The following is a 17,124-nucleotide window of genomic DNA, read 5'->3' on the forward strand; positions in this document are numbered from 1 at the left end:
AGAAAAAGTATGGAAAAATCAGAATTACTTTACGAAGGTAAAGGTAAAAAAATGTGGAGTGTTAAAGGCAATGATGAGCTATTAATAGCTGAATTTAAAGATGATCTAACAGCATTTAACGCTGAAAAAAGGGGTAACGAAGCAGGAAAAGGTGCGCTAAATAATAAAATTTCAACCGCTCTATTTAAACTTTTAAAAGAAAATGGTATAAAAACTGCACTTGTTGAAAGTATAAATGAAACTGAACAACTAGTCAAAAAATGCTCAATCATTCCATTAGAAGTAGTAGTAAGAAATATCGCCACTGGTAGTCTTAGCAAAAGACTAGGCATAAAAGAAGCTACAGTATTACCATTTACTTTAGTTGAGTTTTACTATAAAGATGATGCACTAGGCGATCCGCTAATTAATGATGAACACGCAATTTTACTTGATATCGTACAAAGCGAACAAGATTTAGCAACTTTACGCCATTTAGGTAGACAAATTAACTCTGTTCTTCAACCATTTTTTGCTTCAAAAGGGTTAAAACTTGTTGATTTTAAAGTTGAATTTGGTATTGATAAAGATGGAAATATCTTATTAGCTGATGAGATTAGTCCTGATAGCTGTAGATTTTGGGATGTTGATACTGGTGAAAAGATGGATAAAGATAGATTTAGACAAGATTTAGGTAATGTAAAAGTAGCCTATGAAGAGGTTTTGCGTAGAATATTATCATAATTAAATTTAAAGGATAAATGATGAAAGTAATTGTAAATGTATATCTAAAAAATGGCGTATTAGACCCAGCAGGTAAAGCTACTAAACACGCTTTAGAAAGTCTTGGTTTTAATGGCGTAGATGATGTAAGAATTGGCAAACAAATTATCTTAGACCTAAGTGATAACACTACCAATGAGCAGATTAAAAATATGTGCGAAGAGCTACTAGCAAATACAGTTATAGAAGATTATGAGATTCTAAAAGGCTAAAAATGAGAGTAGCTATCATTAATTTCCCTGGTACAAACTGCGAAAGAGATACTAAATACGCTTTTGATTTACTAGGATTTGACTCAGAGATTATCTGGCATAAACAAACAGATTTTAAGGCTGATTTGATAGTATTGCCTGGCGGATTTAGTTATGGTGATTATCTTAGAACCGCTGCTATTGCTAAGTTTAGCCCAGCAATGCAAACAGTAATAAATCACGCTAAAAACGGCGGATTGCTACTTGGAATTTGTAATGGTTTTCAGATGCTTTTAGAGAGCGGGCTTTTACCTGGCGCAATGAGAAGAAATGAAAATATGAGCTTCATTAGCAAATTTAACCATTTAAAAGTAATATCTAATAACAATAAATTCTTATCAAATTTTAACAACTCTGATCTAATAGATATCCCTTTAGCTCATGGTGAGGGCAACTACTATGCAAACAGCGATACAATTAAAAAATTATATGATGATGATTGCGTACTATTAAAATATTGCGATAAAGATGGCAATGAGATTAGCGTAAATGGTTCAGTAGATAATATAGCTGGAATTTGCAATAAAGATAAAAATATATTTGGCCTAATGCCTCATCCAGAAAGAGCTGTAGAGAGTATTTTAGGTAGCGCTGATGGAGCTAAAATGCTTAAAGGATTTCTTTGCTAAGGGCTATTTTTGCGCTTATTTTGCTAATTAGCGTAGGTTTTAGCGAGCCTACGCTAATTGGACAACGCATCACTAATGAGCAGATGCAAGGTATAGCTGATACTGATGAGGTTATAGATATTGATCCATCGTTAATTTATCAAAATATTGATCCAATTGAGTTAGTTCTCACAAGCCAAATAAAAGAAAAATCAATATATATCTATCAGCCTTTTACCTTAAATTTAACTGCTAATACAGATAAAGTTCTAGATTTTGATATGAATCTTACTATGCGCTCTACTGATATAACTTGGCTAAATCCAAAGCCGCTATGGAAAAAAAAATCCGCTGGAATTTACGAAACTACAATCCATCTAATAGCTAGTAGCGCTCAATCTAATATTGATGCTCTAACGCTCACGCTAAAAAGAAATGGAATTTTTGTTCAAAATAAAACAATAAAGCCTGATCTTCCAAAGATTAAAAATATTCAATTACGAACTGATTTTGCCAATTTTGTCGGAGAAAATTTAGAGATAAAGATGGTAAAAAGTTCAAAATTTAATGAATACTCAAATTTAACTACCATAGAACTAGCAAGTAAAAATGGAAATTTAAGTCTATTCCAAATACCAGGAGAATTTCAAAAGCAAGGTTTTGATAGCCTAAAAGGCGACTATAAAAATCAAACTGGAATTTATTTTATAATAAGTGATAATAATAAAACTAATATAAACTTTAGTTACTACGATTACACTCAAAATATTTTTAAAGAGTTAAATTTAGATATCAAAGTCCAAGATAATGATTTAAGTACTCAAGTACCACTTAATCCTAAAGAGGGTGAGTTTCGACTATATAAAGAACTTAGTATTTATATTGCAATTATATTATTTTTACTACTTTTTATCTGGAAAAAGAGTTATTACTCCTTTATTATTGCAGTAGCATTTATAGCTTACGCAATCTATGATAATAAACCTTTTAGCGAAGCAAAACTTAAAGCAAATAGTAAAATAAGAATCTTGCCTATGCCAAATTCAACTATTTTTGCTATTGCAGCTAAAGAACAAAATGTCAAAATTATTACCAAAAATGAAAATTTCACCAAAATTATCCTACAAAATGAAACTATAGGCTGGGTAGAAAATGAAAGTATTAAATAAGATAAAAAGTTGGCTTTACGCCATAGAAATCACCATAAGCGTAATTATCGTGGTGCTGATATGTTTAATTGCACCATCTAGCAATCTATGGATAAGGCGAAAATGGACAAAAATGCAAAGGTTTTTAATCGGTTATAAAATTGATGTAATAGGTAGCCCAGACCCACGTGCAAATATGATAATAGCTAACCATCAAAGTATGCTAGATATAATGGCACTTGAAGAAATTCATCCAGCTAATATCTGTTGGATTGCTAAAAAAGAGATAGAGGATTTACCATTTTTTGGAAATATCATTCGGGTACCAAAAATGATATCAATAGATCGCAAGGACCCAAGATCACTACCAAAAATCATAAAATTAGCTAAAGAGAGAATTAGTGAAGGTAGAGTCATAGCTATATTTCCTGAAGGCACTCGTAGTAATGGTGATAAAATTTTAAAATTTAAAAGTGGCGCAAATATCATAGCTAATAAGCTAAATTTAGTAGTTCAACCAGTACTTATAATTGGCTCAAGAAAGATTATAGATAGTAAGACTATTAGCGTAAATTCCGGGTCGTTTAAGGTTATCTATATGGATATTGTGGATACTAGCGATGAAAATTGGCTTGAAAATACAAGAGCAAAAATGCAAACTTTATTAGCTCAAAATTTAGATAAATAGGCTAGATATGTTAGAAAATATCATTAATTATCTAGTGAGTTTAGTCGCTGATTGGGGATATTTGGGGATATTTTTATTAATGGCTTTGGAGAGTAGCTTTTTCCCTTTTCCTAGTGAAGTTGTGATGATACCGGCTGGATATTTGGTATATACTGGGCAGATGAATTTATATCTAGCATTTGGTGCTGGGACATTAGGTAGCCTTGCTGGAGCGATATTCAACTACTATTTATGCTACTTTTTTGGTAGAGCCTTTATATTAAAATATGGCAAATACATAGGAATCACAGATGAAAAGATGGCGAAATTTGAGAGATTTTTTAACAAATATGGCGAAATCTCTACATTTAATTGTCGCTTAATCCCAGGAATTAGACAATATATCAGCTTGCCAGCAGGACTAGCTAAGATGAATATCTTTACTTTTAGCCTTTATACCACGCTTGGAGCGGGGATTTGGGTGGCGATTTTGATCGCTATTGGGTATTATATCGGCGATCAAAAAGAGCTTATCAAAGAGTATTTAGCTCAAATCACCATCTGTTTATTGATAGCTGTAGCTATAATTACAATTATATATCTATACATACAAAAAAGGTTTAAAAAATGATAATATACTCTCTATTTTCGATGTTTATACTACTATTTAGCGGATATGTAGCTAAAAGATTAAGGATCATCTCGGCAAATAAGGCTATTGTATTTTTGGATTTTGTTTTGTGGTTTGCTTTGCCATCTTTGATTTTTGATAAAGTCTATCATTTGGTTGTGGATTTAAATTTGATTAGTATGGTATTTGTAGGACTTATCTCATCAGTGATAGCTGCTTTTGTAGCTGTAGCAATGGGATTTATGCTTAAATTTTCAACCGCAACTTTGGCTAGTGTAGCGCTCCTTAGTATGTTTGGCAATACCTTATTTATCGGAATTCCTATTGTTCAAGGATTATATGGCCAGAGTGCTTTGAGTATTGTTATTTTATTTGATCAAGTAGTTACGGCTCTGCCTATTAGCATTTTTGGGCCATTGATTTTGGGTTTTGGGACATCTAAGAAAAGCTCAATAATCCAAAATAGCCTTAAAATTATCAAATTTCCGCCATTTATCGCACTGGCTTTGGCTGTGATACTTAAAAATTTTAATCTACCTGAAATTATATTTGAGCCTTTAAAAATGCTATCTAATAGTATGGTGCCGGTGGCTCTATTTGCTGTCGGACTTAGACTTGGATTTAATAGTATTAAAAGCTCTTATAAGGCCTGTTCTGTGGTGATCTTTGCTAAGATGATATTAGCGCCAATTATATTTCTATCAATCACTAAGATATTTGGTATAGAGCTTAGCAAAGAGTGGATAATAGGATTGATAGAAGTCGCCACTCCACCGATGGTATTAGCAAGTGCTATGATATTAAAAGCCAATCTAGATTCAAATTTGGCTATCTCAAGTGTGGCTATAGGTATGATAACTATCTTTATTACAATGCCTATTTTATACTTTGTAGCTACTTGAAGCTTTGGACTAGATTACCTACTAGCAAATTCCATCCATCTACTAAGACAAAAATCAGCAATTTAAATGGCAAAGATATCATAACAGGTGGTAACATCATCATACCCATAGCCATCAATACAGAGCTTACTACCATATCGATAACTAAAAATGGCAAATACAACAAAAATCCTATCTCAAATGCGGTTTTAAGCTCACTAATTATAAAAGCGGGTGCTGCTATAGTCAAAGGGACATCATCTATAGTTGTTGGATTAGGAAGCTGGCGAATACGATAAAATAAGGCCAAATCTTTCTCTCTAGTGTTTCGTATCATAAATTCCTTAAATGGCTTTGCCCCTTTATCAAAGGCCTCTTGATAGCTGATTTGCTCATCTAAATATGGCTTTATGCCTTGCTCATAACTCTGCTTAGCCACTGGTTCCATAATAAAAAATGTAAGTATCAAAGCTATAGATATAAGCACACTTGTAGGTGGCATCTGCTGAGTACCCATAGCTTGACGCAAAAATGAAAATACAATAACCAATCGCAAAAAACTAGTCATTATAAATATCAAAGATGGTGCCAAAGCTAATATAGTTAAGACTACTAAAACATTTAAACTAGTTACTAGTTGTTGTGGTGTATCTGGTGCGCTCAAATTAAGATTCATAGTAGGCACAGTAACCGTATCAGCACCAAAGGCAAAAGCAAAAATCAAAAATATCAAAGCCAAATATCTCAAAAAAATCCCCTTTAAATAAGGATAATTCTACATTAAATTTAATTAAAGGCTAATAAAATATATTAAATTATCATTATAAATCATAGCTAACATATTGGTTTTAAGAGCCTAAAATGACTCTTAAAATAAAATAGTTTAATACTATCCTTCTTAACTTCGTATAAGCAATATTTATTTGACTAAAGCAACTTTTAAAACTTCAGTAATATCTTCAACACCAATTATCTCCATATTATCTCTTACTTGTTGTGGGATATCTTTTAAGTCTCGGTCATAATTTTTAAGCGGTATTATTGCTTTTTTTACTCCAGCTTTATATGCAGCAATTAGTTTCTCTTTTAAGCCGCCAATTGGTAATACCTTACCACTTAGTGTAATCTCACCAGTCATTGCTACATCGCTATAGATTGGCGTATCGCTTAAAATTGAAGCAATTACAGTAGTCATTGTTATTCCAGCACTTGGTCCATCCTTTGGCGTAGCACCCTCTGGAACATGAATATGCAAATCATAACTATCATAAACTGCCATATCTATGCCATCTTTATCTTTTTGAATTAAATTTTTTGAAATACAAATTTCACCCTTATCTATAAGGCTTTTTACAAGGCTAAAAGCTATCGTAGCAGACTCTTTCATTACATCACCAAGCTGACCTGTAATTTGCATAGCGCCCTTGCCTTTTATCTTTAATGCTTCAATTTTTAACACATCTCCGCCAACTGCTGTCCAGGCTAATCCATTTGCGATACCAATCTCATTTTTGCCACTGATAACTGTGATTTCAAAAACCTTTTTATCTAGATAATTTTCTAAATTTTTAGTAGTTATAGATATCTTTTTTGTCTGTTCGCTCAATATTTCAAGCGCGGATTTACGCAAAATATCAGCTATTCTATGGCGTAAATTTCTTACCCCGCTCTCTCTGGTATAGTCGCTAATTAGTAGATTTAAAGCATCCTTTTTAATTACTACTTCGCTACTTTTTAACCCATGTTTTTTAAGCTCATTAGGCCATAAATATCTCTTTGCTATCTCAAATTTTTCTTGTGGCGTATAGCTATTTAGCCAGATAAATTCCATTCTATCACGAAGTGGAGCCGGTATAGCACTAGCATCATTTGCTGTTGCTATAAATATTATCTTACTTAAATCTATATGAAAATTTAGATAATAATCTCTAAATTTACTATTTTGTTCAGGATCTAATATCTCAAGTAATACAGCAGTTGGATCACCCTTATATGAGCGTGCTACCTTGTCAATCTCATCTAATACTACCACTGGATTCATACTTTTAGCTTCGATTAGACCCTGAACAATTCGCCCAGGCATTGCCCCTATATATGTTCTGCGATGACCTCTTAACTCATTAACATCTTCAAGCCCACCAAGTGCAATTCGCACTAATTCCCTTTTTAAAGCATTTGAGATTGAGTTTGCTAAGCTTGTCTTACCAATTCCAGGAGGTCCTACAAAACATAAAATTGCTCCTTTATTATCTTCAAGTCCCCTACTATGCAAAAGCTCCTTAAGCCCAAAATACTCCACAATTCTGCTTTTTGGCTTTTCAAGTCCAAAATGGTCGCTATCTAACTCTTTTTGAACATCTTTTACCGTGAGTTTTTTGGTACTAAATTTACCAAATGGCATATCAAGCGCCCAGTCTAAATAGCTACTAGTCATACTAGATTCTGCACTATCAGTATGCATTTTACTTAGTTTTGAGATATTTTTTTCTATCTCTTTATAAGCATCATCACTCATAAATTTACGCCCAGCCTCAAGCTTATTTCTATACTGTGTTATTTGAGCCTCTTTATCTAAATCCATTCCTAGCTCACGCTGAATTTCTTTTAATTGCTCTTTTAAGAAATACTCTTTATTTGCCCTATCTAGCTTGGAGCTTACCTTGCTTTTTATCTCTTTTTGAAGTTTATTTGTTTCAATTTGCGCATTTAAATATTCTATGATATCTAGTATTTTTTGTTCTAAATTTAGCTGGGTAAAAAACCCATATGCTATATCCTTTTTAAGATGCAATGCACTACAAACCAAATCACAAACCCTACTAGCTTCATTGCTATCATCAATAGCACGAAGTAGATCAGGTGGAAAGAAGTGATTTAGCAAGCTTAAGCTTTTTACGCTCTCTTTTAACACATTTAGACCTGCTTCGATTTTACTTGATTCAAACTCTTCTAATCCAACGTTTTGGATTTGAGCAATTAGCGGATCGCTGCTTATATGTTGTGTAATCTTGCCACGGCTTAATCCTTGAAATAAAATTTTCACTCTGCCATCAGGCATTGCCACACGACGCATTACATTGCCAATTACTCCATATTCATAAATAGATTCAAAATCTCTCTCTCCAGAATGCGCGAGCTTAGAACACACTACCATAACCGCACTACTATTATTAATTGCCATATCTAACGCTTTTATATTTTTTTCATCACTTAAAAATATTGGCGTAATCATAAATGGGTATAAAAATAGCTCATCTTCAACTATAATAGGTAAATTTGCCAAACTCATACTCTCTCCTACTCAAATGGCGTCATATACCAAGGCAATTTGGCTTTAGTTGAATTAATATCATTTAGTGGTGAAATATCAATTCTATCTTGATAAATTGCTGCTGAATCATCTTTATCTAATCTATTGTATAGTTCATAAATATCAATATTTAAATAGTATTCAGCCAGTCTAAATTTAATCAACATAGTCTCTAATAGTGGCTTATATTGAGTATTTGGATAGTTTGTTAAGAATTCATTAATCTGCGAAATACTATCTTGAATCAACTTTTGATTGCGATTTGGCTTGCTAAATGAATCAAAATTTGCTTTTATCTTTAGATATTGGATATATTCTATGCTATCTTTTGTACCATATTTTTTGATATATTCATCTAGGTAAAAGTTAGCCATCTTATACTCTCCTTCATCTACATGAGCATTTGCCATAATTACTAAAACTTGCTCTAAATACGGGCTTGCTACATGCTCACTAGCAAATGATATATAGTGCTTATCTGCTGATTCTAGGTCTGCATCTTTGATATCATTTAAAATTTGATTATACCATTGATCTGGAGTGAGATTATATAGTTCATTATCTTTTTTTGCACCACAACCTGCTAACAAAGCCAAAGACAAAGCTAAAATAGCAGATTTGAATTTTATATTCATTAATTTTCCTTCATCTGATTAAAATTTGGTGATTATAGCAATATTTTGGTAAATTTGTGCGTTATAAGAAAAAATTTTATAAATTACGCTCAAACCCTATGAATTTGGAACAAAAAATGCTACAATACGACAAACCCAATTTTTAAGGAGAGTAAAGTGAAATTTTCTGTTAAAAACCCTATCCCTGGATTTGAAAACATCAAAGAGGTTGAGATAACTAAAATTGATGATTTCTTTGTTAAAATGCAAGATGTAGATAGCAAAACATCTTTTACTATGATTAATCCATATGCGCTTCGCCCTGATTATGAGTTTGATATCCCAACTCCATACAAAAATCTACTTCAAATAGGTGATAACTCTAAATTAGAGCTTTATGCTATTGTCGCTATCAGCAGTCCTATCGAAGAATCTACTGTGAATTTCTTAGCACCAGTACTTTGTAACACAACTGCTGCTACGCTAGCACAAATTGTCTTAGACAATCGCTACTATCCAAATTTCGGTCAAGCAGAAAAAATCAGCGCTTATGTCAAAAAACAATAAATCCTTGTAGTGGCTCACACGAGCCACGATATCTATGCGTTACGCCTTTTCATCTTTGGAGCTTATTTTATCAATTATTATTGTAGCTATTGCACTATCGTCACTTCCATCAATTTTGCAAATTTCAGTTAAAAGTACAAATGATGCTATATTATCTGAGGCGGTTACAGCTAGCTATACTAAACTATCAAATATTATTGCCCATCCATGGAATGATGCTATTAGCCCTAGTTTAGCTCAGCCGATTTATTATAGTAGTGAGTTACCATTAAATTCTCTTACTAGTAGAGTAATATCTAAAATTACGCCAAATAAAATCAACACTGCCAAAAATAGCATTAATGGCTTTAATGGTGATAATGGGCTATTAAAACCTGGAGTAGATTCAAAAAATTTATTAAATTTAGAGTATGCTATTAGTGTTGGATTTATAAATGATTTTAAATTTACTACAAATACTACAAATAATCCAACTGATGCTATTGCTATAAAGCTTACAACCAAAGCAAATACTAAGCCTATTATATTTTATAGTTATAGCTATAATATTGGCGAACCGCTAATAAGAAGCTTAATAATCCCATCGCCATGAAATTTAGCTTTATTAAATTTAACCATAAAATATCTAATTACGCCAAGTCAAATACTATTACATTTAAAAGCGCATTTAGCCTACTTGAGATGAGCTTTGTTATTGTTATTGGCGGGATTTTAGCTGGAATTATGATACAAATCTATAGCTCTTTACATACTAATTATCTACAAATATCAGCCACAAATCGACTAGAATCTACTGCTACAAATACTATGCTAATCATAAATAATTATCTTCAACAAAGCATAAAAGAGTCCATTTCCACTAGAAATGGCTCTAAAATTCAGCCACTCTATAAAAGTGCGAGCGCTAGCGAATTTATCTGGTTTAGCAAAAGCTTTGAGACGCTACAAAATAGCTCTAGCTATCATCAATGGAGTGGATTTATTGATATCTTAAATATACAAACAACAAATGACACAATCACTCTGCACTCGCCACTAAGCAAATTTGATACAAGTAAAAATGATAAAGTGTTAAACAATTTAAAACTTAATGATATTAGAATTATATTTAAAGGAAGTGATGAAATATACTCAAATACGCATAAAATCATAAGTGCCAAAGATGAACTAATAACCATCAAACGACCAAATCACCCTATTTTTATAAGTGAAATTTACTATCTAACTCACGCTCTAATCTCGTTAAATTTGCAAAATAACACATTATATTTAAATGAATTTAAACTAAATAATTTAAATAAAACTATTCGTTCCAACCCAATTGCTCGCAATGTAAGTTCATTTAATATCAAACAAAGTGGCGCAAATATTATCTTTCAACTTTGCTTAAAAGAGTCAAACGGTATAGAACTTTGCAAAAGTAGTAGCCTATGAAAAAACAAACAATAAATCGTTTAAAAAGTGGTTTTAGCTTGATTTTAGCAGTAGCGTTTATCATTGCTATAAGTGCCTTAGCGCTAAATACCATCACGCTTAGTTCTACTGCCACTATTAGTATTAATCATCTCTACCTTCACTCTCAAGCTAAATTAATAGCCATTTCAGCTACCCAAAACGCCATTGCTCAAATTCAGCGAAATGATTTTAACCAAAATTGTCCAAGTAAATTTAGTCTATTTTATCCAAATAGTAGTGATTATATTTTAAAATCTGAAGTTGTGATTATGCGCTATATAGGCGGTAAAATACCTCCAGCATGTAATGATAAAATTTGGAAAGAAATTAATGCTACCACTCCAAATATAGACGCAGCTATAATGCATACCATAGTCCAAACCAATCCAAATCTAGCTATAACTCCTATAAAAATAAGCAAAATAACCACCCAAAAGCCCTAAATAAGGATATTTATGCTAAAATAACATAAATTTTTAAAGGAGAATGCTATGAATACAAGTATAGTAGGCAGACAGTTTGAATTAACTGAATCTATCAAAAGTTATTGTGATAGCGCATTTGATGCACTTAGCAAGTATAATCTAGATATAATCTCAGCTAAAGCCATAATCTCAGCTGATGAAAGAAATGGCAAAAAAGGCTTTGATGTAGAGTTTGCTATTAACTTGGCTAAAAAAGATACAATAGTAATCCGTCAAAAAGATAAAGATTTATACGCTGCAATCGATTTAGCGCTTGATAGAGCTAGCAAAGTACTTCGCAGACATCATGATAAACTAGTAACTCACAAAAATAGCGATGAACTAAAAGAGTCTAGAATCATAGTAGATGAAGTATCAATCGAAGGTGCTGATGAGATTGTACCAACTGAACTTGAATTATACAAACCAATGGAAGTTGAAGAAGCTTTAACTAAATTAAAAGATAGCGGTGCGCAATTTTATGTATTTAATGATATGGATGCTAAAATGCGTGTTTTATACAAAAGAAATGATGGCAAATTCGGCCTATATTAATTATATAAAACTTTCTAAAAAAGGGAGGTAGTCCATCTGCCCCCCCCCTTTTTTTATTTTAATTTAATTTTATAGAGGTATATAATGGAGTATTGCAGCAGATGCCTGCAGACAAATACTCGCCCGGGGGTAGTTTTTAAAAATGGAGTTTGCGGTGCGTGTTTATGGGAAGAAGAGTCTAAAATAATCAACTGGAGTGCTAGAGAGAATGAACTAAAATCAATTGCTGAGAATGCTAAGACTAAATCCAAAGGGGCATATGATTGCGTTATTGGTGTTAGTGGCGGCAAGGATTCTACATTTCAAGCATTTTATGCTAGAGATATTTTAGGGCTTAGAGTTTTACTAGTTAATTGCGAGCCGATGGATATCACGCCAATTGGAAGAGCAAATTTTGAAAATTTAAAGCGTCATGGTTTTGAGACAATATCTATAAATCCAAATAGAAATTTAGCAAAAAAGCTGATAAAAAAAGCATTTTGGGAGTATCTAAATCCCGTAAAACCTCTTGAATACACGCTTTATGCCTCAGCATATATAATTGCTGATATGTTTAATATCCCTATGATATTACAAGGTGAGAATGCTGCTCTTACCCTAGGTGCTAAAAATAACCTACAAGATAGTAGTGGAAACGCTCTAAATATCGTAAATTCAAATACTCTTAAAGACAATCCAATAGAAATCTATATGGATGAAGAGACTGAACTAAAAGATCTATTTTATACAAAGTTCCAGTAGATGAACTCACCAAAAAGGGCGTAACTGCTGTATGGCTAAATTATTATACAAACAAATGGAGTATGCAACATAATGCAAAATTTGCTATTGAGCGAGGTCTTAGCATATATCCTAAAGATGTCAATCCATATGACCTAGGTACATATCGCAGATGTTTTCAATTAGATACATATATGACCATTGTTAATCAATATTTTAAATATATTAAATTTGGCTTTGGACAGTGCAGCGACCATGTAGCATATGATTTAAGAAGCAAAAACATCACTAAAGATGAAGGTAAATATCTACTTCGTGAGCTTGATGGCAAATATGGTGAATTTTATATGCAAAAGATGGCCTCTTATCTAGACTTAACACCAAGCCAAGTGTTAGAGTATTGCCAAAAATTTAGAGGCGATATGTTTGAACAATGCGAAGATGGCTGGAAGCTTAAAAACCCAATTTGGGAGCTAGAACCAATCCAAAACAAACATAATATCAAAGATATAATGAATAGACTTGGATTTTAATATAGTTTTATATTAGCTTTATTGTGGCTGTATTGCTTTATCTTTTTATTAATTTTTGATTGGCTTAGATAATTTATTTATAATCACGATGAACTAGTTTTTTAATGGCGTAAAAATCTACGCCTAAGAATCCAAGCATCAAAATTTTTACATAAAATACAGCGTAGATTTAAATTCTATGTAGATATTATTTTAATATTTGTAAATAAATTATTGAACATCTCATAATCTAAGCCAAAAATAATTCTTATCTATATTACTTATACTTTAAATTATTAAATAGGAATTATGCCCATAAGGCCAGCTTCCCTATGGCAAATTTGTCTCCATAAAAAGATAGGATATATGTTAAAATTGCATTTACTGTAATTATATTGCTTTTATACAATTCTTATCAAAGCTTATTAGCTTTTTCCAACAAAAGCATAAGCGCAATCCCTCTAAGCTACATAATTATTTACTTTTGATAATATGCTACTATTTTTTCTACCACTTTAGCTATTTTTTCTAGTGAGTCAATCTCTAAGTGTTCATTTATACTATGTGGAGAGTAGATATTTGGCCCTATTGATGCAGCTTCTAATCCATTTTGCTTAGCGACAAATACGCCGCACTCAAGCCCGGCATGAACAGCTTGAAATTTAACCTTAGGATTATTTTCTTGCATAAATTTCAAAACAACATTAGCAAATTCACCAATTTTTGGTGTCCAAGCCCCACTTCTCTCAAAAAAGCTTACCTCAAATCCTGCTAATTTTGCTAAGCTTGCAGTCTCAAATTTAAGCCTCTCTAGCCCATCTTCACTCATCGAACGAGCAAAAAACTCCAACTCTATAACGCCATCATTACTCTTAATCCTTGATAAGTTTATACTATCACGCACTATTTTTAGATTCTCATCATAGCTTCGTACTCCTTGAGAAAAGCTATTAATTAATGCTAAGATATTATCTCCAAATTCTAATACCTCCTCTCCAACGCCAAGCTCACGCACCACTACCCTATCATCACTATGTATTATCTCATCACAAATTACTATCCCTTTAGCATTTACAGGAATTGAGTTGCTACGCTCACCGCCATTAATATCTACAATTTTGCCATTATTTTTAGCAATAAATTCAGCTAATATTTTAATTGAATTTGGAATATCCTTAATAATCTCTAGTCCGCTATGACCGCCTGGTAAATTTAAGACACTTAGTTCATAAAGCCTATTATTAGTCGGCACTTTACTAGCTTTAATCCTAGCATGTATTAGCTCACCAGCAGCACAACCTATAAACACACCATCTTCATGTTCGCTATCAAGATTTAAAAGCCTACCACTTATAATGCGCCCATTAAAGCCATTTGCACCAATCAAGCCAACCTCTTCATTAGCACTAAATAACACTTCAAGATTTTCAAATTTCTCCATCATATCCATCATAATTGCTATGCCAATTCCATTATCAGCGCCCAAGCTAGAATTTTTAGCTCGTAAAATTTTTCCATCATCTATTAACTCAATATTTGGCGCATCTCCTACACAAACCATATCATAGTGTGACTGCAAGCAAATTTTTGGCTCACCTTTAATAGCGTAGATATTATCAAATTCATCAATCCTAACGCTAAATCCGCTCTTTTTAGCAAAATCAACTAGATAATCTCTAAGCTGCAAAGCATCAAAACTACAATGTGGAATAGTGCAAATTCCTTTAAATTTATCCAAGATTTCCATATTTTACTCCAAATTTTTATAAAATTATATCAAAATTAAACAAAATAATGGTAACATTATCACTATGAAAAATTTGATTATATTTGTGATTTTGGCACTATTTTTACAAGGGTGCCTTTGGGTAAATAAACGGGGAATTTCAGACAAATACTACAACAGTTGTAAGGAGTATTACGATGCAGCTGGTATATATCACAAAAAGTGTGATGAGAATTTAGTAGATTGGAAAGAGATATATGAATAATAAAGCTTACGATGAGCTTTTAAAGCAAATTTTGCAGCTGCCTAGCGATAATTGTGAACTTACATTAGATGAAAGTGTGCGGATTCATATCCCAAATTTCACTAAAGAGATTAAAGAAATTGCAGTTGCGCTTAAGCCGTGGCGAAAAGGACCATTTAATCTAAATGAGCTTTTTATAGATAGTGAATGGAGAAGCTTTGTTAAGTTTAATATTTTAAAACCATATCTAAATTTAAAAGGTAAAAGTATCGCAGATGTGGGGTGTAATAACGGCTATTATATGTTTAAAATGCTCGAATTTAATCCAAAAAGTATAACCGGGTTTGACCCTAGTGAGCTAGCATTTTTGCAATTTAGTTTTATTAATCACTTTATTAAAAGCGATATTGAGTTTAAAATTGCTGGTGTAGAGAGCTTGCCTGAATGCGGAAGTAAATTTGATACAATATTTTGCCTTGGAGTTTTATATCACAGAAGCGACCCAATAAAGTGCCTAAAAGAGCTAAAATCAGCAATGAATCCAGGCGGTGAGGTATTTATAGATACAATGTACATCGAGCGTGATGATGAAATGGTACTAAGCCCTAATGGTAGCTACTCTAAAATTCCAAATATTAGCTTTATTCCAAGTGTTAAAGCTCTTAAAAACTGGTGTCAAAGGGCTAAATTTAAAAGTTTTGAAATTTTAGCTACTAAGGAAACTGACTTGTTTGAACAGCGCAAAACAGAGTGGATAGATGGGCAAAGTCTTAGTGACTTTTTAGACCCAAATGATGACTCTAAGACAATAGAAGGTTATCCAGCACCAAAAAGAATTTATATAAGATTAACTTAAGGGTATATTATGAATGAGTATGATGAGAGTTTGCAAGATATTGGATTAATTGATAGTGCTGAGATTTTTCAAGGGCTTTTAAATATACCAGCTACTATAAACTCCACTTTATGCGGCGGAATAGTAGATATGAAACCAAACTATGCTAAAACTACGCTAATGACTAGCAATGAAATGGTTTTTGATGATGAAAAGCTAGTTCATGGTGGATTTATATTTGGTGCGGCTGAGTGGGCTGCGCATGTAGCTATAAATACGCTCCACTCTGTAACTATAGGCGCAAAAGTAAATCTATACGCACCAGCCAAAGTTGGCGATATGGTAGAATTTGAGGCGCACGCCTACTACGAAGAGTCTAAAAAGCGTGAGGTTAAGGTCATAGGCACAATCAAAGAGATTAAAATCTTTGAAGGCACTTATCAGATAGTTGTACTAGAAGAGCATATATTTAGACTTCAGCAACGTAAAATGACAAGCGATGAATCGCAACAATAAGGCTAGTATTAACAAATCTTGATTTGTTAATAAATTTAATCCATCTTATATAGGCGCAAAAGGCTAAATTGCCTGCGCCCATCTAATTAGCGAATTTCTCTCAGCATCTAAGCTTGTTGGTTCACCATGTCCTGGGTAAATTTTATAATTTTTTAACTCTACAGCACGTTTTAGACTCTGCCTCATTAATTTACCATCACTAAAAGGAAAATCATACCGACCAATTGAATTTTTAAATATAAAATCTCCGCTAAACATCACATCACCAGCCGTTATTACACTACATCCTGGAGTATGCCCTGGGAAATGGCAAAAGGCAAATTTAACTCCACTAAAATCAAACTCTTCTCCATCGCTTACTAAAATATCAGGGTTAAATTTAGCCTGCAAAAGTCCAAACGGGTCATTTTGACACAAAAATGCATCATCTTTAGGTATATAAATATCCACACCAAATTTTGCTTTAATAGCATCACAATCATAAACATGGTCAAAATGTCCATGCGTACAAAATATCGCTAATGGATTTTTGCACACACGCTCAATCCACTCTAGCGCACCATCGCCTGGATCGATTATAATCTCTCCATCACTTAAAACTACTACATAACAATTGGTTCCATAAATCCCAAAAGCTCTTGAAATAATCTGCATTTTT

Annotated in this window: 22 protein-coding genes; 17 read left to right on the top strand and 5 right to left on the bottom strand. The window is 32.7% G+C overall.

Going from position 1 to position 17,124, the window contains the following annotated elements; all coding sequences use genetic code 11:
* Positions 1-9: 9 nt before the first annotated feature.
* The 7 genes from purC to CIGNP85_RS02765 are packed head-to-tail and all read left to right on the top strand — an operon-like array spanning position 10 to position 4,969.
* On the top strand, positions 10-723 hold the full coding sequence (gene purC, locus CIGNP85_RS02735; protein WP_086227971.1) for a phosphoribosylaminoimidazolesuccinocarboxamide synthase: 714 nt from the start codon (positions 10-12) through the stop codon (positions 721-723).
* 20 nt (positions 724-743) lie between these two features.
* Positions 744-974, top strand: coding sequence for a phosphoribosylformylglycinamidine synthase subunit PurS (gene purS / locus CIGNP85_RS02740; protein WP_086227970.1), 231 nt, complete (start codon positions 744-746; stop codon positions 972-974).
* Positions 975-976: 2 nt separating this feature from the next.
* Complete coding sequence (purQ, locus tag CIGNP85_RS02745; RefSeq protein WP_086241278.1) at positions 977-1,642, top strand: phosphoribosylformylglycinamidine synthase subunit PurQ; 666 nt, start codon at positions 977-979, stop codon at positions 1,640-1,642.
* Positions 1,636-2,790 (top strand): hypothetical protein, encoded by a 1,155-nt coding sequence (locus CIGNP85_RS02750; protein WP_086241277.1) that lies wholly within the window; start codon positions 1,636-1,638, stop codon positions 2,788-2,790. Before purQ ends, CIGNP85_RS02750 begins: the two co-directional genes overlap by 7 nt.
* The gene (locus CIGNP85_RS02755) at positions 2,774-3,457 is read left to right on the top strand and encodes a lysophospholipid acyltransferase family protein (RefSeq protein WP_086286843.1); all 684 of its coding nucleotides are present in this window, start codon (positions 2,774-2,776) and stop codon (positions 3,455-3,457) included. Before CIGNP85_RS02750 ends, CIGNP85_RS02755 begins: the two co-directional genes overlap by 17 nt.
* Before the next feature lie 7 nt (positions 3,458-3,464).
* Positions 3,465-4,067, top strand: coding sequence for a DedA family protein (locus tag CIGNP85_RS02760; protein WP_086235312.1), 603 nt, complete (start codon positions 3,465-3,467; stop codon positions 4,065-4,067).
* Complete coding sequence (locus CIGNP85_RS02765; RefSeq protein ID WP_086268426.1) at positions 4,064-4,969, top strand: AEC family transporter; 906 nt, start codon at positions 4,064-4,066, stop codon at positions 4,967-4,969. Before CIGNP85_RS02760 ends, CIGNP85_RS02765 begins: the two co-directional genes overlap by 4 nt.
* Here CIGNP85_RS02765 and fliP read toward each other — a convergent pair.
* From fliP to CIGNP85_RS02780, 3 genes are all read right to left on the bottom strand, one after another.
* Positions 4,962-5,687: a flagellar type III secretion system pore protein FliP gene (gene fliP, locus CIGNP85_RS02770; protein WP_236845578.1), complete on the bottom strand. Its 726-nt coding sequence runs from the start codon at positions 5,685-5,687 to the stop codon at positions 4,962-4,964. The two genes, CIGNP85_RS02765 and fliP, sit on opposite strands and share 8 nt — an antisense overlap.
* 180 nt (positions 5,688-5,867) lie before the next feature.
* Entirely contained in the window at positions 5,868-8,237 is a 2,370-nt protein-coding gene (gene lon / locus CIGNP85_RS02775) for an endopeptidase La (RefSeq protein WP_086286854.1), read from the bottom strand.
* Positions 8,238-8,245: 8 nt separating this feature from the next.
* Positions 8,246-8,893: an outer membrane protein assembly factor BamD gene (locus tag CIGNP85_RS02780; RefSeq protein WP_086227070.1), complete on the bottom strand. Its 648-nt coding sequence runs from the start codon at positions 8,891-8,893 to the stop codon at positions 8,246-8,248.
* A 156-nt stretch (positions 8,894-9,049) separates the two neighbouring features.
* On the opposite strand from CIGNP85_RS02780, the gene fliW reads away from it, so the two are divergent.
* The 7 genes from fliW (at position 9,050) to CIGNP85_RS02815 (ending at position 13,166) form a co-directional block, all read left to right on the top strand.
* Positions 9,050-9,439: a flagellar assembly protein FliW gene (gene fliW / locus CIGNP85_RS02785; RefSeq protein WP_086286856.1), complete on the top strand. Its 390-nt coding sequence runs from the start codon at positions 9,050-9,052 to the stop codon at positions 9,437-9,439.
* 34 nt (positions 9,440-9,473) lie between these two features.
* On the top strand, positions 9,474-10,031 hold the full coding sequence (locus CIGNP85_RS02790; RefSeq protein WP_086242871.1) for a hypothetical protein: 558 nt from the start codon (positions 9,474-9,476) through the stop codon (positions 10,029-10,031).
* Positions 10,028-10,873: a type II secretion system protein gene (locus CIGNP85_RS02795; RefSeq protein ID WP_086224454.1), complete on the top strand. Its 846-nt coding sequence runs from the start codon at positions 10,028-10,030 to the stop codon at positions 10,871-10,873. Before CIGNP85_RS02790 ends, CIGNP85_RS02795 begins: the two co-directional genes overlap by 4 nt.
* Positions 10,870-11,337 carry a type IV pilus modification PilV family protein gene (locus CIGNP85_RS02800; RefSeq protein WP_086229046.1) on the top strand — a complete coding sequence of 156 codons (468 nt, stop codon included), beginning with the start codon at positions 10,870-10,872 and terminating at the stop codon, positions 11,335-11,337. The genes CIGNP85_RS02795 and CIGNP85_RS02800 overlap by 4 nt, the downstream gene beginning before the upstream one ends.
* A 48-nt stretch (positions 11,338-11,385) precedes the next feature.
* Complete coding sequence (hpf, locus tag CIGNP85_RS02805; protein ID WP_086227074.1) at positions 11,386-11,913, top strand: ribosome hibernation-promoting factor, HPF/YfiA family; 528 nt, start codon at positions 11,386-11,388, stop codon at positions 11,911-11,913.
* A gap of 84 nt (positions 11,914-11,997) precedes the next feature.
* Positions 11,998-12,654, top strand: coding sequence for a hypothetical protein (locus tag CIGNP85_RS02810; RefSeq protein WP_086241270.1), 657 nt, complete (start codon positions 11,998-12,000; stop codon positions 12,652-12,654).
* Between the two features lie 62 nt (positions 12,655-12,716).
* On the top strand, positions 12,717-13,166 hold the full coding sequence (locus CIGNP85_RS02815; protein WP_086238789.1) for a hypothetical protein: 450 nt from the start codon (positions 12,717-12,719) through the stop codon (positions 13,164-13,166).
* A 457-nt stretch (positions 13,167-13,623) separates the two neighbouring features.
* Here CIGNP85_RS02815 and CIGNP85_RS02820 read toward each other — a convergent pair whose 3' ends face one another.
* Positions 13,624-14,892 (bottom strand): M20/M25/M40 family metallo-hydrolase, encoded by a 1,269-nt coding sequence (locus CIGNP85_RS02820; RefSeq protein ID WP_086286859.1) that lies wholly within the window; start codon positions 14,890-14,892, stop codon positions 13,624-13,626.
* Between the two features lie 64 nt (positions 14,893-14,956).
* Here CIGNP85_RS02820 and CIGNP85_RS02825 point away from each other — a divergent pair, with 64 nt between their 5' ends.
* Genes CIGNP85_RS02825 through CIGNP85_RS02835 form a run of 3 tightly spaced genes read left to right on the top strand, consistent with a single transcriptional unit; the run spans position 14,957 to position 16,466 of the window.
* Positions 14,957-15,136: a hypothetical protein gene (locus CIGNP85_RS02825; RefSeq protein ID WP_086234455.1), complete on the top strand. Its 180-nt coding sequence runs from the start codon at positions 14,957-14,959 to the stop codon at positions 15,134-15,136.
* A complete protein-coding gene (gene cmoB / locus CIGNP85_RS02830) occupies positions 15,129-15,971 on the top strand; it encodes a tRNA 5-methoxyuridine(34)/uridine 5-oxyacetic acid(34) synthase CmoB (RefSeq protein ID WP_086286861.1) in 843 nt (280 codons plus the stop codon). The genes CIGNP85_RS02825 and cmoB overlap by 8 nt, the downstream gene beginning before the upstream one ends.
* A gap of 9 nt (positions 15,972-15,980) precedes the next feature.
* Positions 15,981-16,466, top strand: a complete 486-nt coding sequence (locus CIGNP85_RS02835) for a PaaI family thioesterase (RefSeq protein ID WP_086227078.1) — start codon at positions 15,981-15,983, stop codon at positions 16,464-16,466.
* Positions 16,467-16,529: 63 nt separating this feature from the next.
* Here the strand turns inward: CIGNP85_RS02835 and CIGNP85_RS02840 are convergent, their stop codons facing one another.
* Positions 16,530-17,120, bottom strand: coding sequence for an MBL fold metallo-hydrolase (locus CIGNP85_RS02840; protein WP_086286863.1), 591 nt, complete (start codon positions 17,118-17,120; stop codon positions 16,530-16,532).
* Between the last annotated feature and the right edge of the window lie 4 nt (positions 17,121-17,124).

It is taken from the genome of Campylobacter sp. P0085 (genome assembly GCF_002139495.1).
In the GTDB taxonomy this organism is placed as follows: domain Bacteria; phylum Campylobacterota; class Campylobacteria; order Campylobacterales; family Campylobacteraceae; genus Campylobacter; species Campylobacter devanensis.